This window comes from Aliirhizobium smilacinae (assembly GCF_006335145.1).
Taxonomy (GTDB): Bacteria; Pseudomonadota; Alphaproteobacteria; order Rhizobiales; family Rhizobiaceae; genus Neorhizobium; species Neorhizobium smilacinae.
Genome location: NZ_VDMN01000004.1, coordinates 353,024 through 379,089, shown reverse-complemented (window position 1 = coordinate 379,089; position 26,066 = coordinate 353,024). Strand labels below are relative to the sequence as shown.

Genomic DNA, 26,066 nt, shown 5'->3' with positions numbered 1-26,066 from the left:
ACCGGTTATTTAAAAAATCAACTCGTCGATGCACTCCATTCCTGCAGGCCGAAAAGCACCTGCGGGTTCTCGATCAGGGCGAGATGCCGGGTTTTTTCGTCCGGCAGCCAGCCAAGCACTGTATCGGTAAGCGCCGCGTCATCCGGGTAATCCGCCTGTTGGCGGGCGAGATTGTGCGGCCAGTTCGTACCCCAGACAATCCGTTCCGGGGCATGGTTTGCGATATCGCGGGCAATGGCTGCGACATCTGCATAGTCGGTTCCGCCGGTTTTCGACGATTCATACACGCCGGCGAATTTGAACCAGCAGTTTCCTCCGTCGATCAGCCGCTTGACCGCTACGATCTCCTGGCTGTCGGGTGTGACGCCGGAAAAGAATTTTCCGTGGTGGTCGAAAACCCAGCGCGATTTCAGCTTTGCCAGACGCGCTTCGTGGTCGAGGATGTTGCTGCCGTCAAACTGAACGGCGAGCATCCAGCCGTGAGCCGCAGCTTTCGCATCGACGGTTTCGAGTTCTGATAGACCAACGGCGCCACCGGGGAGATCCATGATCCGAGCACCGACAATGCCGGCATCGGTGAGCCGCGTCATTTCGGCTTCGCTGGTTTCGCTATCGATGACCGCAACACCGCGAGCGATATCTCCCGTGACCTCAAGGCAGGCAACAAGATTGGAATTGTCGCGCTGATGCGCATTGCCCTGGGTGATGATGACCCGGTCGATGCCGAGCCAGCGCATCAGCCGGCGGTACTGATCGGGATCGGGCAGGGCGCCGGCCGGAAGGTCCGGGCCGCCGGGCAGGGATGGATAGCCCGGTAGATACATGTGCATCTGCGTATCGACTGCACCCTGCGGCAGCTTGGTCTTCGGAGCGTTGCCGGACAGGGTGCGAACGAGCATCAGGCCGCTCCCTTTTCTTCGGGCATGCGGAATTCCTTCAGCGCATCGCGGTCGATCTCAATGCCGAGGCCGGGGCCGTTCGGGATCTGCACGATGCCGTGCCGATGTTCGATCGGCGTCTTGATGATCGCCTGACGGAAGGGATTGTCGGTGCGGTCGAATTCGAGGATCGGCTCGATCGGGTTGACGCGGACCGGGCTGGGGATCATGGCGGCCATGAACTGCAGGGCTGCCGCGATATGGACCGCCGTACCCCAGACATGCGGGACGACTCGGATGCCGTGCAGGGTTGCCAGATCGGCGACGCGCTTTGCCTCGGTAAAGCCGCCGACGCCGGCGAGATCCGGCTGGACGATGTCAATTGCACGGGTTTCGATCGGCTCGCGCATGCCCCAGCGGCTGTGCCATGTTTCACCGCCGGCAACGGGTATCGGTTGTTTGGCGCGAACCTCGCGATAGGCGGCAAGCTGTTCCGGCACAACGGGCTCTTCAAACCAGTCAATGCCATACTGGGCCGCGGCGTTGCCGAGCCTGATCGCCTCGATCGCATCATAACCGTGGTTGGCGTCAATCATCAGCCTCATGTCCGGCCCGGCTGCTTCACGCACGGCTTTGATAACACGAAGATCTTCCTCGACGCCGAAGCCGATCTTGATCTTGGTGGCGTGAAACCCTTCCGCACGGTAGCGGGCGACATCCGTGGCATTGTCTTCAACGCGGTCGACTCCGTCGCGCTTGAAGCTGCCTGTTGCGTAGGCCTTGATGGTTTCGCGAAACCGGCCCCCGAGCAGGATCGAGATGGGCACGCCGAAATGTTTGCCCTTGATATCCCAGAGTGCGATGTCGATGCCGGACAGCGCGGTTACGGCAAGGCCGCGTTGTCCCTGGTCACGCAGGGCGTTGTAGAGCCTTGCCCAGATCTTTTCCGTCTCAAGCGGGTTTTCGCCGATCAGCCAGTTCGCATAAGTCTGCACGACAGCAGCGTTCGGCCGGGCCGGGCCGAGGCATTCGCCCCAACCGACCGTGCCGTCGTCGCACTCGATCTCGACGAGGATGTGAGCCCGGCGATCGAAGCGCATGGACGCGCTTTCGAAAGCCACATCGAGCCTGTGTTCGAGGAGATGAGTGCGGACCGAGGCGATTTTCATCGGGATTACCTCTTGTGGCTGCCGATGAGCTTCAGGAGCATCTGTTCCTCTTCTGCCGTCAGGTCGTCCAGCGGCGGGCGGACCTTACCGGCATCGAAGCCCTGCAGGCGTACACCAGCCTTGATGGCGGCAACGGCATAGCCCTTGCGGCGCGCGCGCAGTTCCATGAACGGATAGAAGAACTCTGTCAGGATTTCTTCGCAACGAGCGCGGTTACCGGCGCGAAGGGCCTTGTAGAATTCGACCGCAAGCCCCGGAACGAAGTTGAAAACTGCCGACGAGTAGGTGGTGAAACCGGCGCCGAGATAGGCTTCGGCAAACAGTTCCGCGGTCGGCATGCCGCCGAGATACATCAGGCGATCGCCCATGGTGGCGGTGACCTGCCGGACGAGGCCGATATCGCCGGTGCCGTCCTTGAAACCGATCAGGTTCGGGCATTCGTCGCAGAGACGCTTCAGTGTGTCGACCTTCAGGACGGAATTGTCACGGTTATAGACCATGACGCCGATGCCGACCGACTGGCAGATTTTCTTGACGTGCTGATAGAGGCCTTCCTGTGGTGCATCGATCAGGTAATGCGGCAGAAGAAGAATGCCATCGGCGCCGGCTTTTTCGACCGCTTTGGCCATTTCGACGCCAACTCGCGTGCCAAAGCCGCAACCCGAGACGATCGCGGTGTCACCCGAAGCTTCCTTGGCAGATCTGACGATTGTTGGGACTTCATCAGGCGAGAGCGAGAAGAACTCGCCGGTGCCGCCGGCGGCGAAAAGAACGGGCGCTTCGAAGCCCGACAGCCATTCGATATGGCGCTGATAACTATCCTGTTTGAATTCACCTTCATCATCGAAATGGGTAACAGGAAAGGACAGAAGGCCAGCGCCCAGCGCTGCCTTGATTTCTTCAGGCGTCATAATGGAATTTCCTCTTTAGATGTCTCCTCCAGACAAAATTGTCGTACAGGTTTGAGGAATTTGTGTCAACAAGTTACCTGACATCTTGTCGCAGGGCACGAAGAAGGTTGCGGTAGCGCAACTGGCTTCCGCGCAGGTGACGGCGCATCGCGTCGCGTGCTTCCTCCTCGTTACCTTCGGAAATTGCGCTGACGATCGCCTGATGTTCTTCGACAAGAAGATTGATGTATTCCAGCTGCTCTTCTTCCGTTTCATCGCCGCGCAAAGCGGCTCGCGGGATGACGTTCTTGCCGATCATCATCAGAAATTCGCGAAAGCGCGGATTGTTGGTTGCGTCGGCTATAGCGAGGTGAAGGGCAAAGTCGGCTTCACTTGTCGGTTGATGCGCCTCAAGACAGGAGCGAACGGCGTAGTGACGCTCGAAAATCACCTCTTCCTGAGCCGGAGACCGCCGCAACGCGGCCATTCCTGCCGATTCCACCTCGACGGCGGTTCTCAATTCGAGCAGTTCGATCATGGACGATACGCGCGCGAGATCGACATGTCCGAGCGACAGGTTGAATGGTGCAGGCGCGGGTGTTGCCTGTAACACAAAGACGCCAGCCCCCTGACGGGCCTCGACCAGCCGATCGGAACGCAAAGCGGCAATAGCCTCCCTGACCACCGTTCTGCTGACGCCATGGGCTAATGTCAGTTGAGCTTCACTCGGGAGCCGCGAACCCGGCGGGAACTGCCCCTCAGCGATCGCCTGGCGAAGTTTTTCGCTTAATTTCGTGGCGCGTGTCTTCGGAGAGGTAACCGGATCCGCCTTGAGTTCCTCGCTCATAGATGCTTTTCCTTCCTGAGATTTTATAGCCTCCGAACTTTCCGGAGTACGATCGCTTTTTGCGGGTATCGCAAGATGTATGACAAGTTTGTCTGCTTGTCACGCATTCACGGACGGGGAGCTGCGCGAGCGATTTATCGCACAGGCAGCAATGAGGTGACAGAAGCCGGAATGACGCGGCCTGACAAGCTCGCAGCTTTAACGAGAGGTGTTGAAAACAGTGGCTAGGCCCACTACCACGATACGCTAAAGAAGCTGGAGCGCGTCCGTGAGAATGATGCTTATCAAGGTTTTGGTTGCGGGCATTTTGTTCGTTGCGCCTTCTGTGGCTACAGCGCAGTGGGCTCCGGCAGAGCAGATAAAGACCTATACGGTCAGCGGCTCCACCGGTATCGAGCTTTATTCACAGATCGGCGAGAAGGGACCTCTGGTCGGCGACCAGATGCGGACGATCGCGCATACGGATTTCAAGCTGCTCTGGTCGCGCAAATACGAGCCGCAGCCCGATGGTTCATGCAAGCTGGTTTCAGCAAGACCGAGCCTGACGCTCATCTACACGCTGCCGAAAGCCGGAAAACTGCCGGACAGGCTAAAAGCCAAGTGGCAGGTGTTTTCCGATGGCGTGCGCCGGCATGAGTTGCATCATGGCGAGATGATCGTCGAGATGGTGAAGGAAATCGAGACGGTAAGCGTCGGTCTGTCGGTGCCGGACGATCCGAAATGCGCCAAAATAAGAACCGACCTGACAGCAAAACTCGGCGAAATTTCCAGACGCAACAGAGAGCGGCACCGGGACTATGACAGGATCGAGATGAACAATGGCGGTAATGTCCACCAGCTCATCCTCAACCTTGTGAACGAACGGTGAGATGCCCGGCTGTCCCGGCTTGATCCTCGAAAGATAATCCCAAGCCAAATGATGAACAGTCCGATCACGGTGGCAAGCCGTTGCCCGTGCTCAGTTCGTTGCTATAGTCCTATCCAGCAAGTGCGTGACATTCCAGAGAGATTTGCATGACCATTTCCGTTTCCGCCGCTGATATCGATGACAAGGCATTGCTCGAAGAGCTCATCCGCTGGGTCGAGATCGAAACGCCATCGCAGGATGCCGCTGCCGTCAACCGGCTGGCGGATCATGTCGAAAAACTGGCCAAAGCCGCCGAACTTACGGTCGAGCGTCTGCCGGGCACGCTCGGGCTCGGGGACATTCTCTCCGTCCGTTCGCCGCGGGCCGAAGGCAGCAACGAGAAAACGGTCCTCATTCTGGCGCATCTCGATACCGTGCATGCGCATGGTGTTATCGCCAAGCAGCTGCCTTTGAAGCGAGATGGCGACAAGCTTTACGGGCCGGGAATCTACGACATGAAATCCGGTGCATTGATGGCGCTGGAAGCATTGAAGATCGCGGTGGCCAAGGGCAGCCGCATGCCGATCGATCTGGTCTTCGTGCCGGACGAGGAAATCGGTAGCCTTTCGTCGCGCGCCTATATGGAAAAGCTTGCGGCAAACGCCGGTTACACACTGGTGGTCGAGCCTGCCCGCGACGGCGGCAAGATCGTCATCGCCCGCAAGGGTGTGGCGATGTATGACGTCACCATTCGGGGACGTGCTTCGCATGCGGGGACGCGTCCGCAGGACGGGCGCAGTGCCATCCGCGCGGCGGCGCGGCTGGTGCTGGATCTCGAGGCCTTGAATGATGCCGAACGTGGTGTGACGGTCACGGTCGGCACGATCCATGGCGGAACCGGCCGTAACACGGTGCCGGCAGAGTGCCGGCTGGTGGTGGATGTGCGCGTGCCGGATGACACGGCCGCGCGTGAGATCACGGGCAAGATCGAAGTGATGAAACCGGTTGATCCGGATATCACATTCGAGATTACCGGCCAGATGAACCGGCCGCCCTTTGCCCAGTCCGAAGACGGCGTGAAGCTGTTCGATGCGGCGGCCGAGATCGCGGCGGAACTCGGCATTACGCTTGAAGGCGTGGTGACCGGCGGCGGTTCGGATGGCAATTTCACTGCGGCTCTGGGTGTGCCGACCCTTGATGGGCTCGGTGCCGATGGGGCAGGGGCACATACGTTCGATGAGCATATTTTTGTCAGCAGTCTTGCGCCGCGAACAGCCTTGCTCGCGAACCTGATGATGTCGCTCGAACCGAAATAAGAAACAGGCAGATCACTATGACCAGCGGCATTCACCATCTCACGGCGATCACGCGAAAAATCCAGGCGAATGTCGATTTCTATGTCGGTTTCCTGGGCCTGCGTCTCGTCAAGCGCACGGCCGGTTTCGAGGATGCACAGCAGCTGCATCTGTTTTACGGCGATGGTGCCGCGACGCCCGGCTCGTTGGTCACGTTTCTTGCTTGGGAGGATGGTTCGCTCGGGCGTGTCGGGCACGGGGCGCCAAGCGAGATCAGTTTTGCGGTCGACCGCGAAGCGATCGGTTTCTGGCTGACGCGGGCGCTGCAATGCAATGTGAAGATGACCGGACCGACACAGGAATTCGGCGAGCCGGTGCTACGGCTGACCGATCCGGATGGGATCATCGTCAAGCTGGTTGGTGTCGACGAGTATGGCGACTGGATCTGGTGGAAAGATGGCGGCATTGCCGAGGCCGATGCGATCCGCGGTATTCGTGGGGCGACTATCCTGTCGGAAAAGGCGGACGAGACCGCGTCTTTCCTTGAGCGGCATACAGGCTTCAAGCCCGCTTCGGTGGAAGGGGCGGTGCAGCGGCTGGTTTCCGACAGCGGACAGATCATTGATGTGCGCAATGCTGGCGGGTTCTGGACGGCAGCGCCGGGAACGGGGACGATCGACCATGTGGCGGTGCGTGCGACTGATGTCCAGGCGGTGGACGATCTGCATAAGGCGCTGCAGGCAGAGAATGCAGGCGACATCAATGTGCATGACCGGCAATATTTCTATTCACTTTATGTGCGAGAGCCGGGAGGTACTTTAATCGAGGTCGCAACCGATGCGCCGGGCTTTACAGCTGACGAACCGCTGGAGACGCTCGGATCGCAGTTGTTTATTCCCAAACATTTCAAGGCTGACCACGAGGCGCTGAAAGTGATGCTGCCGCAATTCGGCCTGCCGGGCGAGGAGCGGGTTATTTATCGCGACCTGCCTTTCGTACACCGTGTCCATATGCCGGAAAACTGGGACGGCTCCACGCTGGTTCTATTGCATGGCACCGGCGCTAACGAGACGGCGATGCTGCCGCTTGGGCGCAAGGTGGCGCCGAATGCGATGCTGATCGGATTGCGTGGTCGTTCGACGGACGAGGGCTATCCTCGCTTTTTCCGCCGTCTCAGCCAGACAGTGTTCGACCAGAAGGAGATCGCATCCGAAGTGGAAGCCTTTGTCGCTTTCATCGAGGATATCGGTCCGGCTTATGGTGTCGATCCGGCGCGCATGACGGTTCTCGGTTATTCCAATGGCGGCAACATGATCGGCGCTACGATGCAGCTTCGGCCGGAAGTTATCCGTAAGGCGGTTTTGCTGCGCTCGATGAATGTGCTCGAAGATCGGCCGGCGGTCGATCTGTCCAGCACGCGGGTTTTATCACTCAGCGCGACCGACGATTTTTACGGTCCGCTGGCGGGTGAGCTGGAAGATCGACTGCTGTCTGCCGGTGCCCAACTGACCGCAAAGGTGCTGGATACCAATCACGGGCTTGGAGCAGAAGACGAGGTGCTCGTAAGTGCCTGGTTGCAAGAGCGGAATGTGTGATGCCGTTCACGCCTCTATCTGACGGCGAGTTGATGTCGGGCAGGGCAGTCCTCTGCGCAGACATCGGTGGATCGTTCATCAAGTTCGGTTTCTCGCGAGAGCCGGGCAAGGTGGAGGAACTGGAGCGCGTGCCGGTGCCGAAGACGGATTGGCGGGAGCTTGCAACGACTTTGCAGCATCTTGCGGATAAGGTCGAAGCGGGCAGGACATTGCCTTTGGGTCTCTCGACGGCGGGGCTCGTCGATCCGGTGACGGGGATCGGGTTGTCGGCAAACATTCCATGCCTGACGGGCCTGCCTATCGCTCAAGCGGTTTCCGAATTGACGGGGCGTTCGGTGCTTGCGGCGAATGACGCCGATTGCCTGACACTGGCCGAAGCGAATGACGGCGTGGGGCGTGGGCATGCCGTGGTGTTCTGCGTCATCATCGGCACGGGGATCGGCGGCGGGATTGCAGTCGATGGGCGCACCCTTCGTGGTGCTGGTGGCGTAACCGGTGAATGGGGCCATGGGCCGGCGCTCAATACGAGCGTCGAGATCGGTGGCAGGCTTCAGCATGTGCCGCGGTTTTCCTGCGGCTGCGGGCAATCAGGTTGTGTCGATACGATTGGCGGTGCGCGGGGGATCGAAAAGCTGCATCAGCTTTTTCACGCCGAAGAGCGCAGCAGCCATCGGATCATCGCCGACTGGCAGGCGAAAGATGTGAAAGCCGGCGAAACGATCGAGGCCTATCTACAACTAGTTGCCGATCCGCTGGCAGTGGCCGTCAATACGGTCGGGCCGTCGATCATACCGGTGGGCGGCGGGCTTGCCTCTGCCGGAGCGCTGATCACCGCGCTGGACGGCGCAGTCAGGGCACGCATTCTCAATCGGTTTGATCGGCCGTTGCTGGTGCCGGCGATCAGACGGGAAGATGGCGGATTGTTAGGGGCCGCCGTTCTGGCGCGACAGGGAGTGGTTGATGTCCGTTCTGCTTGAGGTTTGTGTCGACAGCGCCGAGGGGCTCAATGCCGCGGTCGAAAGTGGGGCGCAGCGGATCGAACTGTGTTCGGCACTCGATGTTGGCGGATTGACCCCATCCAAGGGGTTGATGGCGCTGGCAGCGAAAGCGCCGGTGCCGGTCTATGCGATGATCAGGCCGAGGGCCGGCGATTTCGTCTTCGATGACGCCTCGCGGACGGTTATGCTGGCGGATATCGATGCAGTGCGCGAGAGCGGGCTTGCGGGCGTGGTGCTCGGGGCAAGCGTTTCGGACGGGCGACTGGATATCGATCTGCTGGCGTTTCTGGCAAAGCGGGCTGAGGGCATGGGCCTGACCCTGCATCGGGCCTTCGATCTGGTTCCTGATCCATTAGAGGCTCTGGAACAGGCAATCGAACTTGGATTTGAGCGAATATTGACGTCAGGTCAGGCGGTCAAAGTTTCAGACGGGAGGCGAGTGCTTCGCCGTCTCGTCGAGCAGGCTGACGGGCGGATTTCGATCATGGCGGGGGGCGGGGTCTTGCCGGATAACGTTGCGGAGATTGTCGCGACAACCGGAGTCTCCGAAGTTCATTCCTCATGTCGCCAAGCGGTGACCTATGCTGATGAAACACTTGTTCACTTCGGTTTTTCTGCCCAGCAAGAGTACCGCACCGATGCTCGCACCGTGCGTAAAATGCTCGGTGCTTTGGAGGATCTCGCCCAGTAGCCTCAAGACGGATCTCTCTTCCCTTCGCCCCGATCCGACCGCAGAAAACTGCCGCGCCTAGCGATCGGACGACCGGGACCTCTATCGATACTGGAGCATCCTGGACAAATTCATCTGCGAGACTGTTGAGCATCTGGCTAGTTCCGGCGTGATAATTTTCGACGCCGGTAACCCGTTGCAGGATGGATGTTCGATCCGCTGGCCGCGGTGCTGCCTAGATCTGACCGCCCGCCTTACCGATCATCTTCGTCAGGCTACCGTCCGCCGGATAGAGCGGGATGAGGCAGGCCTGGAAGGCGTGGTAGATGTCGCCCTTGCCCGGGAACAGCGTGTGGGCGGGAACGAGATCTTCCGTCAGTTCCTCATGCCAGCCACCGTTCTTGTGGTCGATGAAGCGGTTGGCGATGGTGCTCCAGATCAGCCGGTAGCTGTCTTCGAGGAACGGGTCGTGCGGCAGGTGCTGGTTGATGAAATGGGCAGCGCCCGCTGCCTCGCACATCGGCCACCAGAGCTTGTTGGTCTTGGCCGGGCGGTCATCCCAGTCGAGCGTGTAGAAAAAGCCGCCTTTTTCCTTGTCCCACCCCAGTGACACGGCTTGAACAAACAGGTTTTTGGCCGCATCCGGCATCCAGGCGTGTTTCTTACCGCCAAGCACCCAGAGCTGCAGGGTAAGACGTGCCCATTCCAGCGCGTGTCCCGGCGTGGTTCCCGCGGGGCGGAACATCTCGTCGGGGTGGTAATAATCCTTGTTGAGGGTCCAGCTTGTGTCGAAATGCTCACCGACGCGGAAGCCTGTGCTGCCGGCGAGACGGCGGATGATGAGGTCGGCAATGCTCTCCGCCTTGTCGAGATAATGCTGTTCGCCGGTTGCCTCATAGGCTGCCATCAGGGCTTCGGTCAGGTGCATGTTGGAATTCTGGCCGCGATAGGTGCCGCCGTCGATCGGTCCCCAGTCTGCGGTGAATTCCTCGGCGATGGCACCGTGTTGCTTGTCCCAGAAGCGGGTTTCCAGCACTTGCGTGATATCGGCCAGCATCTTGTCCGCGAGTGGGTGACCGATGATCTTGGCAGAGGACGCGGCGAGCAGCACGAAGGCGTGGCCATACCCTTGCTTGTTGGTGTCTGCGGGGCCGTCATCGTTCATCGACCAGACGTAACCGCCGTTTTTCTGGTCGCGATGGCCATTCCAGAGGAAATTCATGCCGTGGTCGATCAGGTCGCCAGCACCCGGACGTCCAAGCATGTAGGCGATCGAGAAGCAGTGGACCATGCGAGCAGAGGCGTGGATGCCGCGGAGGGGATTTGTGCCGGGAAGCGGATGGCCCTCGTCACCGAGATCGTAGAAGCCGCCCTTCGGGTTGATCGCACGATATTGGAAGAAATCCATCAGGCCCTCCGCCTGATCAAGCAGCCAGCGGCGATGATAGGGAAGATCGCTCCAGAATTTCAACGCCTTATCCGTATCGCTCATGCTTCTTCTCCCTTGTGCGTCAACACTTTGCTTAAAGGCTATAGTCATTGTGACCATAGCTGTCATTGGCGAATCTGGCATAAAACGGACCGTTGACCGTTGCGACAAATCCGACAAGGATTGCGACGTATGTGCTGGACATCACATAAAGGCATCTTTATATGATTATGAATATTGCCTTGATCTCTATCAGGAGTGCTTGCCTTGTTCGATGAACTGTTCGGTCCCGAAGGTGCTGGTCGCGACGGCGCGGAAATTCTCGCTGCGCTGAAAGCTGCAGCGCGCGAGCGCATTCTCGTTCTCGACGGCGCCATGGGTACACAGATCCAGGGGCTTGGCTTTGACGAGGACAAATTCCGCGGCGATCGCTTCATTGGCTGCGCCTGTCACCAGCAGGGCAATAACGATCTGCTGATCCTGACACAGCCGCAGGCGATCGAGGACATTCATTATCGCTACGCCATGGCGGGCGCGGATATTCTGGAGACCAACACTTTCTCCTCCACCCGGATCGCCCAGGCCGATTACGAGATGGAAGGTGCCGTCTACGACCTCAACAAGGAGGGCGCCGAGATCGTGCGCCGTGCGGCCAAGCGCGCCGAGCGCGAAGACGGTCGTCGCCGGTTCGTCGCAGGCGCCATCGGCCCGACCAACCGTACCGCGTCCATCTCGCCCGACGTCAATAATCCCGGTTACCGGGCCGTGACGTTTGACGATCTCCGTATTGCCTATGGCGAGCAGATCGACGGCCTGATCGATGGCGGTGCCGACATCATCTTGATCGAGACCATTTTCGACACGCTGAACGCCAAGGCGGCCATTTTCGCCTGCAACGAGCGTTTTGCGGCCAAGGGCATCACTCTGCCGGTGATGATCTCGGGAACGATTACCGATCTTTCCGGCCGTACGCTGTCGGGCCAGACGCCGTCTGCCTTCTGGGATTCGGTCAGCCATTCCAATCCGTTCACGATCGGCCTCAACTGCGCGCTCGGTGCCGATGCGATGCGTCCGCATCTGCAGGAGCTTTCGAGCGTTTCCGACACGTTCATCTGCGCCTATCCGAATGCCGGCCTGCCGAACGAGTTCGGCCAGTATGACGAAACGCCGGAAATGATGGCCGCTCAGGTCGAGGGGTTTGCGCGCGAAGGCCTCGTCAACATCGTCGGCGGTTGCTGCGGCTCGACGCCCGAGCATATCCGGGCGATTGCGCAAGCCGTTGCCAAGCACAAGCCTCGCGAAGTGCCCGAGCACGTTGCGTTCATGTCGCTCTCGGGTCTTGAGCCCTTCGTGCTGACCAAGGACATTCCTTTCGTCAATGTCGGCGAGCGTACCAACGTCACCGGCTCGGCGAAATTCCGCAAGCTGATCACAGCCGGCGACTACACGGCGGCACTTGCGGTTGCCCGCGACCAGGTTGAGGCTGGGGCGCAGGTGATCGACATCAACATGGACGAAGGCCTGATCGATTCGGAAAAGGCGATGGTCGAGTTCCTCAACCTGATCGCCGCCGAGCCGGATATCGCTCGCGTGCCGGTCATGATCGATTCATCGAAATTCGAGATCATCGAGGCAGGCCTGAAATGCGTTCAGGGCAAGTCGATCGTCAACTCTATCTCGTTGAAAGAGGGCGAGGAAAAGTTCCTTACACAGGCCCGGCTGGTGCGCAGTTATGGTGCCGCCGTCGTCGTCATGGCTTTCGACGAAACGGGGCAGGCCGATACCTACCAGCGCAAGGTCGACATCTGCACGCGTGCCTATAAAATCCTGACGGAACAGGCAGGATTCCCGCCGGAAGACATCATTTTCGACCCGAACGTCTTTGCTGTCGCGACCGGCATCGAAGAACACAATAATTACGGTGTCGATTTCATCGAGGCGACGCGGACGATCCGCGAAAGAATGCCGCTCGTGCATATTTCCGGTGGTGTGTCGAACCTGTCCTTCTCCTTCCGCGGCAACGAGCCGGTGCGTGAGGCGATGCATGCCGTGTTCCTTTATCACGCCATCCAGGCGGGGATGGACATGGGCATCGTCAATGCCGGCCAGCTTGCCGTCTACGACCAGATCGACGCGGAACTGCGCGAAGCCTGCGAGGACGTCGTGCTGAACCGCCGTGCCGATGGCACTGAGCGGCTGCTGGAAGTCGCCGAGCGTTTTCGCGGTGGCCCGGGCAAGGAAGCCAGGGTTCAGGATCTTTCCTGGCGCGAACGGTCGGTGGAAGAGCGTATCTCGCATGCGCTGGTAAACGGCATCACCGAATATATCGAGGCGGATACCGAAGAGGCTCGCCAGCAGGCGGAGCGTCCGCTGCATGTCATAGAAGGGCCGTTGATGGCCGGCATGAACGTGGTTGGCGACCTGTTCGGCTCGGGCAAGATGTTCCTGCCGCAGGTGGTGAAATCCGCCCGCGTGATGAAGCAGGCCGTGGCTGTGCTTTTGCCTTACATGGAAGAGGAAAAGCGTCTCAACGGCGGAGACCAGCGCAAGTCGGCAGGCAAGATCCTGATGGCGACCGTCAAGGGAGACGTGCACGATATCGGCAAGAACATCGTCGGCGTGGTGCTGGCCTGCAACAATTACGAGATCATCGATCTCGGCGTGATGGTGCCAGCGACGAAGATTCTCGAAACGGCGATTGCCGAAGGTGTCGATATCATCGGCCTGTCGGGTCTCATCACTCCTTCGCTCGACGAAATGGTCCATGTGGCGGCGGAAATGGAACGGCAGGGTTTCGAGGTTCCGCTGTTGATCGGTGGAGCGACAACCAGCCGCGTGCATACGGCTGTCAAAATCCACCCGCGTTATGAGCGTGGTCAGGCGGTTTATGTGACGGACGCGAGCCGGGCCGTTGGTGTCGTCTCTTCGCTTCTGTCGCCGGATGCGAAGGCCGGTTATGTCGAAGGTATCCGGGGCGAATATGCCAAGGTATCGGCAGCACATGCCAGAGCCGAAGCCGAGAAGCAGCGTCTGCCGATCGCGCGTGCGCGTGCGAATGCGGAAAAAGTCGATTGGGCTGGCTATCAGCCGGTGAGGCCGCAGTTTTTCGGCACGAAGATATTCGAGACCTATGATCTGGCGGAACTGGCGCAATATATCGACTGGACGCCATTCTTCCAGACCTGGGAGTTGAAGGGCCGATACCCGGCGATCCTAGAAGACGAGAAGCAGGGCGAGGCGGCGCGTCAGTTGTGGAACGACGCACAGGCGATGCTCGAAAAGATCATCGCCGAAAGCTGGTTCCGGCCTCGGGCGGTGATCGGCTTCTGGCCGGCCAACGCAGTCGGCGACGACATCCGGTTGTTCACGGACGAAAATCGCGCCGAGGAACTTGCGACGTTCTACACCCTGCGCCAGCAGCTTTCGAAACGAGATGGACGGCCGAACGTGGCATTGTCCGATTTCGTCGCACCGGTGGGAAGCGGCAAGGCGGATTATGTCGGCGGTTTTGTCGTGACGGCAGGGATCGAGGAAGTGGCGATCGCCGAGCGTTTCGAACGGGCAAACGACGACTATTCGTCGATCCTGGTGAAGGCGCTGGCCGACCGGTTTGCCGAAGCCTTTGCAGAGCGCATGCACCAGCGGGTCCGCAAGGAGTTCTGGGGTTATGCGACGGACGAGACCCTGGGCAATGACGAACTGATCCACGAGCAGTATGCCGGTATCCGCCCGGCGCCGGGTTATCCGGCGCAGCCCGATCACACGGAGAAGGAAACCCTGTTTCGACTGCTCGATGCGACCGATGCGACCGGCGTGGTGCTGACCGAGAGCTACGCCATGTGGCCGGGTTCGTCGGTCTCCGGCATTTATATCGGCCACCCGCAATCCTACTACTTCGGCGTCGCCAAGGTGGAGCGGGATCAGGTCGAGGATTATGCGTCACGCAAGCAGATGGGGATAGAAGAGATCGAACGCTGGCTCGGACCGGTGCTGAATTACGTTCCGGTCAGCGCGTCGGCGGAAGCTGTGGACGACGCGGCATAAGCCTTCATAAAAGCGATGTTGTTCGGAAGGCTAGAAGGTCTCCCGGACAATTCGTTTGACCGATCGGGCCGAATGGTCCCGACTGCCTATTGCTGATCCGATTTGGGGCTATCCTCCGGTGCAGAAGATCGCCGGCATTTCCGGTGGTGTCAGGCCTGTTAGGTCGTCATGAATTGTCCGACACGCTGGTTGCTGATGGCATCCTGGTCCGTCTCAAACGTGCCATGACGGGCAATTCGATCTTGACCGTGACCAGGCAGCATATGGCCAAGATTATCGGGAAAAGGATGCCAGCTTCCAGCAAGCCGCCCTGCGATTTCATCGTCATGACATAGATGCCATTCAACCAGCAGAACATCGGGTAGTGCAGGGTATAGATCGGATACGAGAGGGTGCCGCTGAACGTGGCCGTTGCCTTCAGCCGCGAAGGCAGGCTCTGCTTGGCACCGAGCACGACAAGTATTGGCGATACGATGATCGTCCAGGTCGTTGCAATCAGGCCCAATCGTATCGGCAGAACCACGATGAGCGCGGTGAGCAAAAGCAGAGCTACAAACACTCTCTGGCTCAAAACACTCGGTGACCGATCCTTCATGAATATGTTGGCGGCCAAAATGCCGAGGAAAAACGAGCAGGTTACTCGCGGGAAACCAAACCAGAAATTTGCGGTCGTATCACCACCGAAACCATAGGGAATACGGGTTGCCGAAAGCAGGACCAGGAAGGTGCAAATCGCCAGATAAAACCTTCTGGGGAAGGTGATCAGGATAGCGGTCCAGACAATGTTCACGAATAACTCAAAGAACAATGAGAATTGCGGGCCGTTTAGAGGGAATACCTGCGGGCCTCCAAGGGATTCCGGCGCGCTTATGTAAGGAATGGAAAGCAGTGACAAGCTGACGGCTTCCAAAACGATTGAGGCGGTCGGCGCCTCCGGTGACAGGAAGCCTTTTGCAAGGAGGTAGCCGGCGCTGATGAAGGTTGCGACTATGATCATGGGCCAAAGTCGCAGCACTCTGACGCGCAGGAATGGCAATAGGTCGGAGGCTGAACCTACTTTGTGTTGATATGCGATGACCATGACAAAGCCGCTAAGGCAGAAGAAAAAATCGACTGCTATGCCGGCGTTGGGAAGCAGCCAAGGTAAGTTGAGCCAATGCCCGAGGTGAAATAAAAGAACGCCTGCGGCGGCTACAAAACGCAATACATCCAAGACTTCGTAATGATTTCGCATGAAATTCTCACGTCTTGTAGCTGTGTTTATATGTCTTGTGATTATGTTATAATTTCATCTCTTGCCGTCAATTTATCTTAAGTATTTTTCGATTTTTTGTTGTTGATAGTATTTCCGCGGAGCGCGTCTCGGCTGCCGTCGCCCAATAAAAAAGCCAGAAAGTCTTTGCTTTCCGGCTTTCGTTTTTAAACTGCATTCGGGGCAGTGATCAGGCCTTGGCCAGCCGCGCCGTCAATTCTTCGATGCCAGCTTCAGACTCGACCTTGTCTCCATGAAGCATCAGGTAGATGCCGACGCCGACCGTCAGCGCCGCAATGAACAGCAGATACCAGGCGTGAGCCATCGGGTTGATGGCAAGAGCCGATGTAACCGCGATCGGGGTGAGACCACCGAATATGGCGTAGGAGACGTTGTAGGAAAAGGAGAGGCCGGTGAAACGGACGCGTGCCGGGAAGGCGCGGACCATCACATAAGGGATCGCCCCGACCATGCCGACTGCGAGACCCATGATTGCGTAAAGTACGAAAACCGTGATGATCGACGTGCCGGCGAAGCTGTAGAAGGCCCAAGTGGCGGCACCGAAAACGATGCCTGCGACGGTGAAGAAGCGGCCTGATCCGATCCTATCGACGATAGCGCCCGCAGCCGAGGTGGCGAAAATCAGGAACACGGTGCCGAAGCTGGTGGCGGCGAGTGACTGCTGGGCAGTGTAGCCGTAGAGCTTCTGCAACAGCGTTGCGGTCATCAGGGTTGTGACGACGATCGCCGCAGACAGGATCCAGGTGAGCAGCATCGAGATGATCACACCGCGCTTGTGATCGCGCAGCACTGTCTTCAGCGGCAGTTCCGGCGCAAGGGCGCGGCTGGCCTTCATTTCCGCAAAGATCGGCGTTTCCTGCAGCCAGCGGCGCATCCAGACAGACAACAGACCGAAGATGCCGCCGATGAAGAAGGGGATGCGCCATGCCCCATCGGCGATCGCCTCGGGCGTGAAGACCGTATTGATGACGGCTGCGATCGAAGAACCGAGCAAAATGCCGAGCGACAGGCCGGAGGTGAGGAAGCCGCAAGCAAAACCAACGCGGCGGAAAGGCACGTGTTCGGCGACGAAAGTCCAGGCGCCGGGCACTTCACCGCCGATGGCGGCACCCTGCAGGATGCGCATCAGCACCAGAAGGATGGGTGCGAACACACCGATCGTGGCATAGGTCGGCATCAGCGCCATGCCGAGCGTCGACAGCGCCATCAGCAGGATCGAGAAGGCGAAGACCTTCTTGCGGCCGAACATGTCGCCGAAATGAGCGAGCACGATGCCGCCCAGAGGACGAACGAGATAACCCGCGGCGAAAATGCCGAAGGTCTGGATCAGAACCAGCCAGTCCGGCATGTCCGGGGGGAAAAACAGCTTGCCGATCACCGTCGCGAAAAAGACGAAAATGATGAAATCATAAAATTCCAGCGCACCGCCGAGGGCGGCAAGGCCAAGGGTGCGGAAATCCTGGGAGGTGAGGCGGCGCGGAGCGGCTCCGGAAGGAGCCGATGAGGTAATCGAAGACATTGCACTCAACTGAATGTACGGGGTGGCCTCCCGCTCAGGGAGATAGCACCGACCGGAATGCGGCATAGAAGGCCGTATATCAAGGCTTAAAGGCCGTTTTGTCAGTCAATCCACTGGCATGGAGATGCAGTTCGGCAACAGGCCGAACAGGGGCAACCCGATGTTCGGATCAATCCTTGATCAACAGCAGATCGCTGGCGGCGAAACGCAGCGTTACAGTCTCGCCCAGCTGCGGCAGGATCTTGTCCGGGGCATTGAACATATCGAACGAAATCTGGTTGCCGCCGACCTCAAATCTGGTGCGGACGACGGAGCCGAGGAACTGTGATGATACGACTTTACCTGTCAGCGCCGTGTCGCCGGTGGCCGATTCATTGAGCGAGCCTGCTTCAGGACGGAGTGCGATCGAAACCTGGTCGCCACCCTTCAACGCTCCGATCGGCTCGCGCAGTTTGATGACGTTTTCGCCGATGCGGATGGTGTTGGCCGCCGGGTCCTCAACAATCGCATCGATGATGTTGAGTGTACCGACGAACGACGCAACGAAGCGGGTTGCCGGGCGATTGTAGATATCGGACGGCGTGCCGATCTGATCGGCGCGGCCGGCATTCATGACGACGATACGATCGGAGATGGACAATGCCTCTTCCTGGTCGTGCGTGACGAACACAGTGGTGATGCCGAGCTGGCGCTGGATCTGACGGATTTCCTCACGCAGCGAGACGCGGATCTTGGCGTCGAGCGCCGAGAGCGGCTCGTCGAGCAGCAGGACCTGCGGTTTCGGCGCGAGCGCGCGGGCGAGGGCGACGCGCTGCTGCTGGCCGCCGGAGAGCTGGTAGGGGTAACGATCGGCGAGATGTTCGAGATGGATGAGTTTCAGCATCTCCTTGACGCGCTTCTCGATCTCCGACTTTGGCTGGCCCGCGACTTTCAGTCCGAAGGCGACGTTGTCGAAGACGCTCATATTGGGGAAGAGCGCATAGGCCTGGAAGACCATGCCGATATTACGCTGGCTTGTCTTGAGGCCGTTCTGGTTCTTTCCGGCGATCGAAATTACTCCATCGCTCGGTGTCTCGAACCCGGCAATCATGCGCAGAATGGTGGTCTTGCCGCAGCCGGACGGGCCGAGAAAGGAGACGAATTCGCCCTTTTCGATGGCCATGTGGAAGTCCTTGACGACCTGCGTCTGTCCAAAACTCTTCTTGATGCTGTCGAGCACGAGAAACGACATGGGAAATCCTTATGCCTTGGACGGCGCCAATTTGCTGAAACGGGAAACGAGCTGAAGAAGGCCCATCGAAAGCCAGGTTATGGCGAAGGCGATGATCGCCAGCGCGGAAGGCTCATAGGCCTTGTTGGCGCCGACGAGCTGCAGATAGGGGCCGAAAGCCGGGCGATCGAGCAGCGATGCCATGGTGAATTCGCCGATGACGATGGCAAAGGTGATGAAGGCGCCTGACAGAACACCGGACATGACATTCGGGAAAATGCAGCGGAAGAGAATGGTCGGCCATTTCGCTCCCAGAATTTCGGCAGCTTCCGTCAGCGTTCGGACATCGATGGTGCGCATCGCCGTATCGACAGAGCGATACATGTAGGGCAGCGACAGGGTGATGTAGGACATGACCAGCAGCACGTTGGTGCCGAAGATGGAGCCGGTAAACGGGATGTAGGACGACGAATTGTAAAGGCGCAGGTAGCCGAAGACGATGACGATCGCCGGGATGACCAGCGGCATCAGAGTAATGAATTCGAGCACCGGGCGCATTTGCGGCAGGCGCAGACGCACCCAATAAGCGGTCGGCACCACCAGCAGCATGCCGAAGACGATGGTGAACAAAGCCATCAGGATCGAGAAACCAAACGTCTGCTGGAACTGGACATCAGAAAAGACAGAGCCATAAGCATCGAGCGAATATTCGCCGCGACGCATACGCAGCGAAAACTCGAACGTGCCGAGCAGCGGTATGAAAAAGTAGATCACGCCGATGGCGATGGCGAGCCAGGCAAGGAACTTGGACGTCTTCATGGTCTCATCCTCACTTCTGCCAGCGTTCGGCGCGCATGCGCAGCCAGATGTAGAGGATGTTCGAGAGGCCGGTGATAACGATCATGCCGAGGGCCAGCGCGTAACCGAGGTTCGGATTGTGCAGCACGTCACCGCGGATCTGGGCGTAAAGCAGGATCGGTACGATGTTGAGCGAGGCACCGGTCAGCGCATAGGCCGTGGCGATGGCGCCGAAGGCGTTTGCAAACAGAAGCAGGGTGGTGCCGAGAAGGCTTGGCCAAAGGATAGGCAGGCCGACCATCCGCCAGTACTGCCAAGTGGAAGCCCCAAGGCTTTCGGAGGCTTCGCGCCACTCCCTCTTCAGCCCGTCGAGTGCAGGTGTGAGGATCAGCACCATCAACGGGATCTGGAAGAACATGTATGTGATGGTGAGACCGAAGAAGGAGAGGAGGTTGAAGCCGGTCGAATAAAGATTGAAGCCGAACCAGTCACGCAGGAAAAGGGTGACGAGCCCGGTGCGACCGAGCGTGGCGATGAAGGCGAAGGCGAGCGGCACGCCAGCAAAATTCGAGGCGACGCCTGAAAAAGTCAGGAGGCCCGAGCGAATCCATGAGGGCAATCCGCCGAGTACGACGGCCCACGCGAGGAAAAAGCCGATCAGCGCGCCACCCAGCGAGGAGGCAAGCGAAATCCTGATCGAAATCCAGTAAGCCGAGAGGATGGTCGGGGTGAACAGATCGGCGATGTTCTTGAAGGTAAACTGGCCATCGGCGGTAAAAAAGGCGCCGGTGACAAGATAGAGCGTCGGGATGATCAGGAACATCATCGCAAAAATCATGAACGGCACGATGCCGAGCCAGTCGATGATTGTGCGGCGATCGATGAAAGACGAGGATGCGGAGGACATTCAGCCGTCGTTTCTGCCGGAGTAGGGAAAACCTCCCCGCCGTTTGGACGGGGAGGCTGATTTGATTTACTTGACGTTCGCGCCGACGACGCTGTCCCACTTGGTGGTGATTGCGGTCTTACCGGCTGCCTGCTGGTCGAGCGTCGGGAATACGGCCTTTTCATAGGCTGCTGCCGGCGGCAGGGCATCGAGCAGTTCCTTCGGGATCTTGTTGCTCTTGGCAAGATCGTTGAAACGGATCGGGTGGCAATAGCCCTTCAGCCAGCCGAGCTGTCCTTCGTCGGAATAAAGATATTCCATCCAAAGCTTGGCTGCATTCGGATGCGGGGCGAAAGCGGAGATCGCCTGGACGTAGACGCCGGCGACGACGCCCGAAGCCGGGACGACGACTTCGTAAGGCGGGTTGCCCTTGAGGCTCTCGCCCCAGGAAATGCCGTTATAATCCCACGAGACGATGATCGGCGTGGAGCCCTGAGCGAGAGAAGCGGACTTGCCGATGACCGGAACGAAGTTGCCAGCCTTGTTGAGTTCGGCGAAGAACTTCAGGCCTTCGTCGCCGGCCTTGGCAGCGTCACCCTTGGCTGCAGAGAGACCTGCAGCATAGACGCCCTGAACGGCCTGGTTTGCCGAGCGCGGGTCGCCGGCGAGGGCAACCGAGTTGGCGAATTCCGGCTTCAGCAGATCCGGCCAGTCCTTCGGTGCTTCCTTGACGAGATCCTTGTTCACCAGGAAGGCGAGAACGCCGTAATAGTCGCCGTACCAGTAGCCGTCGGCATCCTTGGCATCGGCCGGGATCGAATCCCAGGTGGATACCTTGTAGGGCTGGATCAGGCCATCTGCCTTGGCGGACGGGCCGAAGGACAGACCAACGTCGATCACGTCGGGAGCCTGCGGCCCCTTGTTGTCCTTGTTTGCCTTGATGGCTTCAATTTCGTCACCCGAGCTTGCATCCGGGTTCAGTTCGTTGACCGTGATTTCCGGATACTTCTTCTTGAAGCCGGCGATGACATCGCCGTAACCGCACCAGCTATGGGGAAGCGCGATCGTGGTCAGCGCGCCTTCCTTCTTGGCGGCGGCGATCAGTTCCGCGCTCGGCTCTGCGAAAGCGAAGCTGGTGGATGCGACGACTGCGGCAGTCGTCAATGAAAGAAGGCGGTGAGCGTTCTTGAGCACGGATGTCCTCCTGAGGTTTAACGTGTCGGCGGCAACTCGTAGTGCTGTTTCATGAACTGTATGTGACAGACAAGGCTCTGATCATCAGGCCATAAGCCCCAGCTTTCAAAGCATTTTTTTCGCAAGTGTCAAAAACGATCTGGCTGCGGCTGTGGATAACCCGGCAAGGGCGTCGTGGATGGAACATGCAAGGCGCAATTTGGCCACATACGGTGCGAAGTTCCATTTGACGACAACTTGAAAGTGAAGAATGCTGGCGTCAATCTTTTGTTTACGATTTGCGGCTGCCTGTTAAAGGCGATGGTGGCCTCGTGATTTTGAACGACGATGCATTTCAACGGATCAGTCGAGGGATCGCGACAGTTCCGAAACACGGCAAAGCCAACTGGCGATGCCGGACAAGATCCTCCTGGGAGTAGTCAAAGCTGCGCGGTCCGGACACCGAAATATCGGGTCCGGCCGGTCCATGGGCATATCCGGCCGTTGGGGCCGGAGCCCTTTGCTTTGAGCAGGAGACGGGGAATGGAAAGTTCATCTGCAGGCGTCAGCTACAAAAAGGCTGATGCATCCTATTTCGATAAGCGCGGTCTTTCCCGCTATGCCGGGGTCTGGTCACTTTGGGCGCTGGGGGTCGGCGCCGTCATTTCCGGGCATTTTTCCGGTTGGAACTTCGGTTTTGCCACGGGCGGCTGGGGCGGCATGCTGGTCGCCGGCATGATCATCGCGGTCATGTATCTCGGCCTGACATTTTCGATCGCGGAAATGAGCCCTGCTTTGCCGCATACAGGTGCTGCCTATTCGTTTGCGCGCACGGCTATGGGCCCTTGGGGCGGGTTCCTCACGGGGCTTTGCGAAAACGTCGAATACGTGCTGACGCCGGCGGTGATCGTGACTTTCATCACGGCTTATGTGAACTCGATCCTCGGGTTAGATCCGGTCTATTCACCGCTCCTGTGGATATTCTTCTATGCCGTGTTTCTGGCGCTCAACGTTTTCGGCCTGGAACTATCGTTCAAGGTGACGCTGGTGATCACCTTGATATCGCTGGCGGTGCTCGTCTTCTTCTGGATCAGCGCCATTCCGAACATGGACTTCTCCCGCTGGGCATTGAATATCGGCGTCGGCCCAGACGGTGCTGCGATTGAACTGCCGGAGGGCAACGGCGACTGGTTCCCATTCGGATTCACCGGCGTGCTGGCCACGCTGCCTTTCGCGGTCTGGCTGTTTCTTGCCATCGAGCAATTGCCGCTTGCAGCAGAAGAATCGGTCGATCCGAAGCGTGATATGCCCAAGGGCATCATCCTCGGCATCATTACCCTGATGGTTTCGGCTTTCATGATCGTGCTGCTCAACCCGTCTCTGCCGGGCGTTGGCGCCTTCCATCTCAGCTCGGCGCTGGAGCCGTTGCTCGATGGCTTCAAGGCCGTCTATGGCGATAGCGGCGTGGTCATTCTCGGGCTTGTGGCCTTGACCGGCCTGATCGCCAGCTTCCACACGATCCTCTATGCTCAGGGCCGACAGATCTACTCGCTTTCCCGCGCCGGTTATTTCCCGACGGCGTTGTCCATCACTCATCCGGTCTACAAGACACCCTATGTGGCGATGATGGCAGGGGCTGCTGTTGGTCTGGCGGTCATGCTGGTGATCTGGTTTTCGCTCGGTGCGGAGCAGGGCGGTACGGTGATCGGTGCCGTACTTCTGAACATGGCCGTTTTCGGTGCGATGTTCTCCTACATCATGCAGGCAATCTCCTTCATCATCCTGCGCAAGAAGCTGCCAAATATCGAACGGCCGTTCCGCTCGCCTCTCGGCATTCCCGGCGCGGCGCTGACCGTCATCATCGCGGTCGTGACGCTTCTTTACCAGATTCAGGACCCGAACTTCTTCAAGGGCGTCGTCTGGGTGGTCGTCTGGTTTGCGGTGGCAATCGCATATTTCGCGATCATCGGTCGTCATCGGCTGATTCTGTCGCCGGAAGAGGAGTTTGCGATGGAACATAAGGAGGCTGCGTCGCTGGCCTGATCTTCGGCGCTTGATGAAATGAGTGCGGTCATCCGCTGGATGGCCGCATTTTTGATGCTGCGCCGCATCAATCCTGACAAATGATATGCGCAGGTCGGCAAATTAATCTTTGATTAACCATGTTTGGAAAGGATGTGGGCTAACGGCCCCATGCTTCGGGGATGCCTGCAGAGCGATGCGGCTCGTCACCTCCAAGGATGAAAAATGCCCGTAATATCTTTCGCCAATGCCAAGGGCGGCGCCGGCAAGACGACTGCTGCATTGCTGCTTGCGACCGAGCTTGCTCACCAGGGTTTCCGCATCATCATCATCGACGCCGACCCGCAGCGCTGGATCAGCCAGTGGCAGGAGGCGTCCGGCAAGGTCCGCAATATCGAAGTGATTTCCGAGGTGACGGTTGCCTCGTTGAATGGGCACTTGCGGGAAATGGCGCCGGTTACCGACTATTTCATCATCGATTTGGCCGGTGCACGGGATGCGCTGGTGACGACGGCGCTCGGGCTTTCCGACCATGTGTTCATTCCGGTTCAGGGATCGGCCATGGACGCCAAGGGCGCCGCCCAGATTCTCGACCTGCTTGCCATTCTCAAGAAGAAGGCCAGACTCGATTTCGACCACTCGGTCGTGCTGACCCGGGTAACCTCTATGGTGACGACGAAGGCACTGCTGGCGATCAAGGGCCTGCTGGCCGCCAAGGGCGTCAATGTGATGACGACGCCGATCGGTGAGCGGACCGCTTTCAAGGAATTGTTCGAGACCGGCGGCACGCTGCATACAATGGACCCGGCCAAGGTCAGCAATGTCGACAAGGCAAAAGAGAACGCCCGCGCCTATGCCGTCGAGGTTCTACGTCTTATGCCGATCAAAATCACCCGTTCCGCCGTTTCGCGGCTTATCGGGCTCGGACGCAACATCGCCTGACAATCCAAACCCATCCTCATAATGAATATGGCCGGCGAAAGCCGGCCAATGTCGTTGTGATGAATTGGTAATAGCGGCAACTAATCCACGAACTGGACCGTCGTTCCCGGTTTGACCATCTTGGCGAGCTCCGTCGCATCCCAGTTCGTCAGGCGCACGCAGCCGTGGCTGTTGGTCTTGCCGATCTTCGACGGTTCAGGCGTGCCGTGAATGCCATAGGTCGGCTTCGACAGGGCGATCCAGACGGTGCCGACCGGACCGTTGGGGCCTGGCGGGATCTGCAGGATCTGCGTGTTGCTACCCTGGGTGAAGTTGATTTTCGGATTGTAGGTGTAACCCGGATCGAGTGCGATACGCTGAACCGTGTGATCGCCGGACGGCGAAGGCGTATCGGAGGAACCGATCGTTGCCGGATAGGCGGCAATCAGATTGCCGTCGGCACCATAAGCGAAGACCTGCTTGCGTGCCTTGTCGGCAATGATGCGCGTCACCTGACCGGTCTTTGGCTGGCCGGGGTTGATGACCTTGATGATCGTGCCGGGGATGGTGAAATCGGCACCCGGGTTGAGCGCCTTCAGATACCCTTCGTCCATGTGGAACTGCTCGGCCAGCTTTTCAGTCACCGATGTGAAAGACATGGCCGGCAAAACTGCCTTATGGGCGTAGTCTTCGGGGATGGAGGCGACATAAGGGCCGGCGGCGTCCGACGCGGTTATCGTGTAGTCGATGATCGGCAGCCCACCGGAATAGGCAAGCCGCTGCATGATCTCTTCGGAATTGTTCGGATCGAGCGTTTCGCCCGTCATTTCCTGCCATGCCGCCACCGCCTTGTTGACGTTGTCGCCAAGGTGGCCGTCGATCACGCCCGGTGAAATGCCTTCGCGGTCGAGGAAGACCTGAAGCGCGGCGATCTGCGCCTGCGGTTTCTTTGTGACCGTGATGACCGGTTTGTTGGGATGCAGACTGTCTGCCGGAGGCATGCTCTGGTTGGGTTCAAGCGATGCTTCTTCGGCATAGCCCTGATCGGCATCCGGCAGACTCTGGTTATCCAGCGGCATGCGGGTAACCGAGCCACCGATGGAGCCCGTCACCGCGCCAGGCTCGCCCGGTCGATATTGGCGATAGTCGCGGTAACCGCCCTGATTGTCGGATCGAGGCGGGTAGGCCTCTGCCTGGCGATTATTGCCATAGGTGCGCGGCGCCGGCGGGTATTCTTCGTAACGCTGCCTTTCGCCACCCTGTCGCATTTCCGTGGCGACGATATTGCCGTAACGATCGAGATAAACTCGACGTCCAGACCCATCGCGGCTGACGATGATGTCTCGGCTGTTCGGCCTGTAATCGAGGATGGCTCCATCCGGCGCGACAAGTACGGGACCGTCGGAATATTGCTGGTAACGCGACTGCGCTGCTGCCGGGACAACGGAAGCTGCCAGGACCGCAAGACTGATGCTGAAAAGAATGGAGCGCTTCACGTTCTCACCGATTATAATGTTGCCTATTCAAGTAATCGGGAAGTGGCCGCTTGGTTCCCGTTTGCCGTCCACGATGACTGACAAGCTAAATTTGACGCTTGTATGG

General features: G+C 58.8%; 20 protein-coding genes. 8 read left to right on the top strand and 12 right to left on the bottom strand.

The features are described from left to right. Positions 1-17: 17 nt before the first annotated feature. The 4 genes from FHP24_RS19710 to FHP24_RS19695 all read right to left on the bottom strand — a co-directional run bounded on the left by FHP24_RS19710 (position 18) and on the right by FHP24_RS19695 (position 3,784). Complete coding sequence (locus tag FHP24_RS19710; RefSeq protein WP_139677931.1) at positions 18-899, bottom strand: amidohydrolase family protein; 882 nt, start codon at positions 897-899, stop codon at positions 18-20. Beyond that, on the bottom strand, positions 899-2,047 hold the full coding sequence (locus FHP24_RS19705) for a mandelate racemase/muconate lactonizing enzyme family protein (RefSeq protein ID WP_139677930.1): 1,149 nt from the start codon (positions 2,045-2,047) through the stop codon (positions 899-901). Before FHP24_RS19705 ends, FHP24_RS19710 begins: the two co-directional genes overlap by 1 nt. 5 nt (positions 2,048-2,052) lie before the next feature. Next, positions 2,053-2,958 (bottom strand): 5-dehydro-4-deoxyglucarate dehydratase, encoded by a 906-nt coding sequence (gene kdgD, locus FHP24_RS19700; RefSeq protein WP_139677929.1) that lies wholly within the window; start codon positions 2,956-2,958, stop codon positions 2,053-2,055. 73 nt (positions 2,959-3,031) lie between these two features. Next, positions 3,032-3,784 carry a FadR/GntR family transcriptional regulator gene (locus FHP24_RS19695; RefSeq protein ID WP_139677928.1) on the bottom strand — a complete coding sequence of 251 codons (753 nt, stop codon included), beginning with the start codon at positions 3,782-3,784 and terminating at the stop codon, positions 3,032-3,034. A 274-nt stretch (positions 3,785-4,058) separates the two neighbouring features. On the opposite strand from FHP24_RS19695, the gene FHP24_RS19690 reads away from it, so the two are divergent. The 5 genes from FHP24_RS19690 to FHP24_RS19670 all read left to right on the top strand — a co-directional run bounded on the left by FHP24_RS19690 (position 4,059) and on the right by FHP24_RS19670 (position 9,210). Next, positions 4,059-4,652 (top strand): DUF922 domain-containing Zn-dependent protease, encoded by a 594-nt coding sequence (locus tag FHP24_RS19690; RefSeq protein ID WP_139677994.1) that lies wholly within the window; start codon positions 4,059-4,061, stop codon positions 4,650-4,652. Between the two features lie 146 nt (positions 4,653-4,798). After that, positions 4,799-5,947: a M20 family metallopeptidase gene (locus FHP24_RS19685; protein WP_139677927.1), complete on the top strand. Its 1,149-nt coding sequence runs from the start codon at positions 4,799-4,801 to the stop codon at positions 5,945-5,947. 17 nt (positions 5,948-5,964) lie between these two features. Further along, positions 5,965-7,521: a VOC family protein gene (locus tag FHP24_RS19680; protein WP_139677926.1), complete on the top strand. Its 1,557-nt coding sequence runs from the start codon at positions 5,965-5,967 to the stop codon at positions 7,519-7,521. Then, entirely contained in the window at positions 7,521-8,498 is a 978-nt protein-coding gene (locus tag FHP24_RS19675) for an ROK family protein (protein ID WP_246091842.1), read from the top strand. The genes FHP24_RS19680 and FHP24_RS19675 overlap by 1 nt, the downstream gene beginning before the upstream one ends. After that, positions 8,482-9,210 (top strand): copper homeostasis protein CutC, encoded by a 729-nt coding sequence (locus tag FHP24_RS19670; protein WP_139677925.1) that lies wholly within the window; start codon positions 8,482-8,484, stop codon positions 9,208-9,210. Before FHP24_RS19675 ends, FHP24_RS19670 begins: the two co-directional genes overlap by 17 nt. A gap of 214 nt (positions 9,211-9,424) precedes the next feature. Here FHP24_RS19670 and FHP24_RS19665 read toward each other — a convergent pair whose 3' ends face one another. Next, the gene (locus FHP24_RS19665) at positions 9,425-10,681 is read right to left on the bottom strand and encodes an AGE family epimerase/isomerase (protein WP_139677924.1); all 1,257 of its coding nucleotides are present in this window, start codon (positions 10,679-10,681) and stop codon (positions 9,425-9,427) included. Positions 10,682-10,885: 204 nt separating this feature from the next. Between FHP24_RS19665 and metH the strand changes: the two genes are divergently transcribed. Then, positions 10,886-14,662: a methionine synthase gene (gene metH / locus FHP24_RS19660; protein ID WP_139677923.1), complete on the top strand. Its 3,777-nt coding sequence runs from the start codon at positions 10,886-10,888 to the stop codon at positions 14,660-14,662. A 166-nt stretch (positions 14,663-14,828) separates the two neighbouring features. On the opposite strand, the gene FHP24_RS19655 is transcribed toward metH, so the two are convergent. The 6 genes from FHP24_RS19655 to FHP24_RS19630 all read right to left on the bottom strand — a co-directional run bounded on the left by FHP24_RS19655 (position 14,829) and on the right by FHP24_RS19630 (position 21,542). Further along, positions 14,829-15,896 (bottom strand): acyltransferase family protein, encoded by a 1,068-nt coding sequence (locus tag FHP24_RS19655; RefSeq protein ID WP_139677922.1) that lies wholly within the window; start codon positions 15,894-15,896, stop codon positions 14,829-14,831. Between the two features lie 208 nt (positions 15,897-16,104). Further along, positions 16,105-17,454, bottom strand: coding sequence for an MFS transporter (locus FHP24_RS19650; RefSeq protein WP_139677921.1), 1,350 nt, complete (start codon positions 17,452-17,454; stop codon positions 16,105-16,107). A gap of 169 nt (positions 17,455-17,623) precedes the next feature. Then, positions 17,624-18,685 carry an ABC transporter ATP-binding protein gene (locus FHP24_RS19645; RefSeq protein WP_139677920.1) on the bottom strand — a complete coding sequence of 354 codons (1,062 nt, stop codon included), beginning with the start codon at positions 18,683-18,685 and terminating at the stop codon, positions 17,624-17,626. A 9-nt stretch (positions 18,686-18,694) separates the two neighbouring features. After that, positions 18,695-19,483 carry an ABC transporter permease gene (locus FHP24_RS19640; protein WP_139677919.1) on the bottom strand — a complete coding sequence of 263 codons (789 nt, stop codon included), beginning with the start codon at positions 19,481-19,483 and terminating at the stop codon, positions 18,695-18,697. A gap of 10 nt (positions 19,484-19,493) precedes the next feature. Then, positions 19,494-20,369 carry an ABC transporter permease gene (locus FHP24_RS19635; protein ID WP_139677918.1) on the bottom strand — a complete coding sequence of 292 codons (876 nt, stop codon included), beginning with the start codon at positions 20,367-20,369 and terminating at the stop codon, positions 19,494-19,496. A 66-nt stretch (positions 20,370-20,435) separates the two neighbouring features. Next, positions 20,436-21,542 carry an ABC transporter substrate-binding protein gene (locus FHP24_RS19630; RefSeq protein WP_139677917.1) on the bottom strand — a complete coding sequence of 369 codons (1,107 nt, stop codon included), beginning with the start codon at positions 21,540-21,542 and terminating at the stop codon, positions 20,436-20,438. Between the two features lie 522 nt (positions 21,543-22,064). On the opposite strand from FHP24_RS19630, the gene FHP24_RS19625 reads away from it, so the two are divergent. Together FHP24_RS19625 and FHP24_RS19620 are read left to right on the top strand one after the other, a co-directional pair. Continuing rightward, complete coding sequence (locus FHP24_RS19625) at positions 22,065-23,564, top strand: amino acid permease (RefSeq protein ID WP_139677916.1); 1,500 nt, start codon at positions 22,065-22,067, stop codon at positions 23,562-23,564. A gap of 204 nt (positions 23,565-23,768) precedes the next feature. After that, on the top strand, positions 23,769-24,485 hold the full coding sequence (locus tag FHP24_RS19620) for a ParA family protein (protein WP_139677915.1): 717 nt from the start codon (positions 23,769-23,771) through the stop codon (positions 24,483-24,485). 80 nt (positions 24,486-24,565) lie between these two features. On the opposite strand, the gene FHP24_RS19615 is transcribed toward FHP24_RS19620, so the two are convergent. Continuing rightward, positions 24,566-25,960 (bottom strand): L,D-transpeptidase, encoded by a 1,395-nt coding sequence (locus tag FHP24_RS19615; RefSeq protein WP_139677914.1) that lies wholly within the window; start codon positions 25,958-25,960, stop codon positions 24,566-24,568. Between the last annotated feature and the right edge of the window lie 106 nt (positions 25,961-26,066).

What these genes read in the sequence shown, in the direction of transcription:
- FHP24_RS19680 (WP_139677926.1), top strand. Translation starts at nt 5,965, where the DNA reads ATGACCAGCGGCATTCACCATCTCACGGCGATCACGCGAAAAATCCAG.
- FHP24_RS19620 (WP_139677915.1), top strand. Translation starts at nt 23,769, where the DNA reads ATGCCCGTAATATCTTTCGCCAATGCCAAGGGCGGCGCCGGCAAGACG.
- FHP24_RS19685 (WP_139677927.1), top strand. Translation starts at nt 4,799, where the DNA reads ATGACCATTTCCGTTTCCGCCGCTGATATCGATGACAAGGCATTGCTC.
- FHP24_RS19710 (WP_139677931.1), bottom strand. Translation starts at nt 899, where the DNA reads ATGCTCGTTCGCACCCTGTCCGGCAACGCTCCGAAGACCAAGCTGCCG.
- FHP24_RS19655 (WP_139677922.1), bottom strand. Translation starts at nt 15,896, where the DNA reads ATGCGAAATCATTACGAAGTCTTGGATGTATTGCGTTTTGTAGCCGCC.
- FHP24_RS19675 (WP_246091842.1), top strand. Translation starts at nt 7,521, where the DNA reads ATGCCGTTCACGCCTCTATCTGACGGCGAGTTGATGTCGGGCAGGGCA.
- FHP24_RS19665 (WP_139677924.1), bottom strand. Translation starts at nt 10,681, where the DNA reads ATGAGCGATACGGATAAGGCGTTGAAATTCTGGAGCGATCTTCCCTAT.
- FHP24_RS19690 (WP_139677994.1), top strand. Translation starts at nt 4,059, where the DNA reads ATGATGCTTATCAAGGTTTTGGTTGCGGGCATTTTGTTCGTTGCGCCT.
- FHP24_RS19695 (WP_139677928.1), bottom strand. Translation starts at nt 3,784, where the DNA reads ATGAGCGAGGAACTCAAGGCGGATCCGGTTACCTCTCCGAAGACACGC.
- FHP24_RS19640 (WP_139677919.1), bottom strand. Translation starts at nt 19,483, where the DNA reads ATGAAGACGTCCAAGTTCCTTGCCTGGCTCGCCATCGCCATCGGCGTG.
- kdgD (WP_139677929.1), bottom strand. Translation starts at nt 2,958, where the DNA reads ATGACGCCTGAAGAAATCAAGGCAGCGCTGGGCGCTGGCCTTCTGTCC.
- FHP24_RS19650 (WP_139677921.1), bottom strand. Translation starts at nt 17,454, where the DNA reads ATGTCTTCGATTACCTCATCGGCTCCTTCCGGAGCCGCTCCGCGCCGC.
- FHP24_RS19625 (WP_139677916.1), top strand. Translation starts at nt 22,065, where the DNA reads ATGGAAAGTTCATCTGCAGGCGTCAGCTACAAAAAGGCTGATGCATCC.
- FHP24_RS19670 (WP_139677925.1), top strand. Translation starts at nt 8,482, where the DNA reads ATGTCCGTTCTGCTTGAGGTTTGTGTCGACAGCGCCGAGGGGCTCAAT.
- FHP24_RS19645 (WP_139677920.1), bottom strand. Translation starts at nt 18,685, where the DNA reads ATGTCGTTTCTCGTGCTCGACAGCATCAAGAAGAGTTTTGGACAGACG.
- FHP24_RS19635 (WP_139677918.1), bottom strand. Translation starts at nt 20,369, where the DNA reads ATGTCCTCCGCATCCTCGTCTTTCATCGATCGCCGCACAATCATCGAC.
- FHP24_RS19705 (WP_139677930.1), bottom strand. Translation starts at nt 2,047, where the DNA reads ATGAAAATCGCCTCGGTCCGCACTCATCTCCTCGAACACAGGCTCGAT.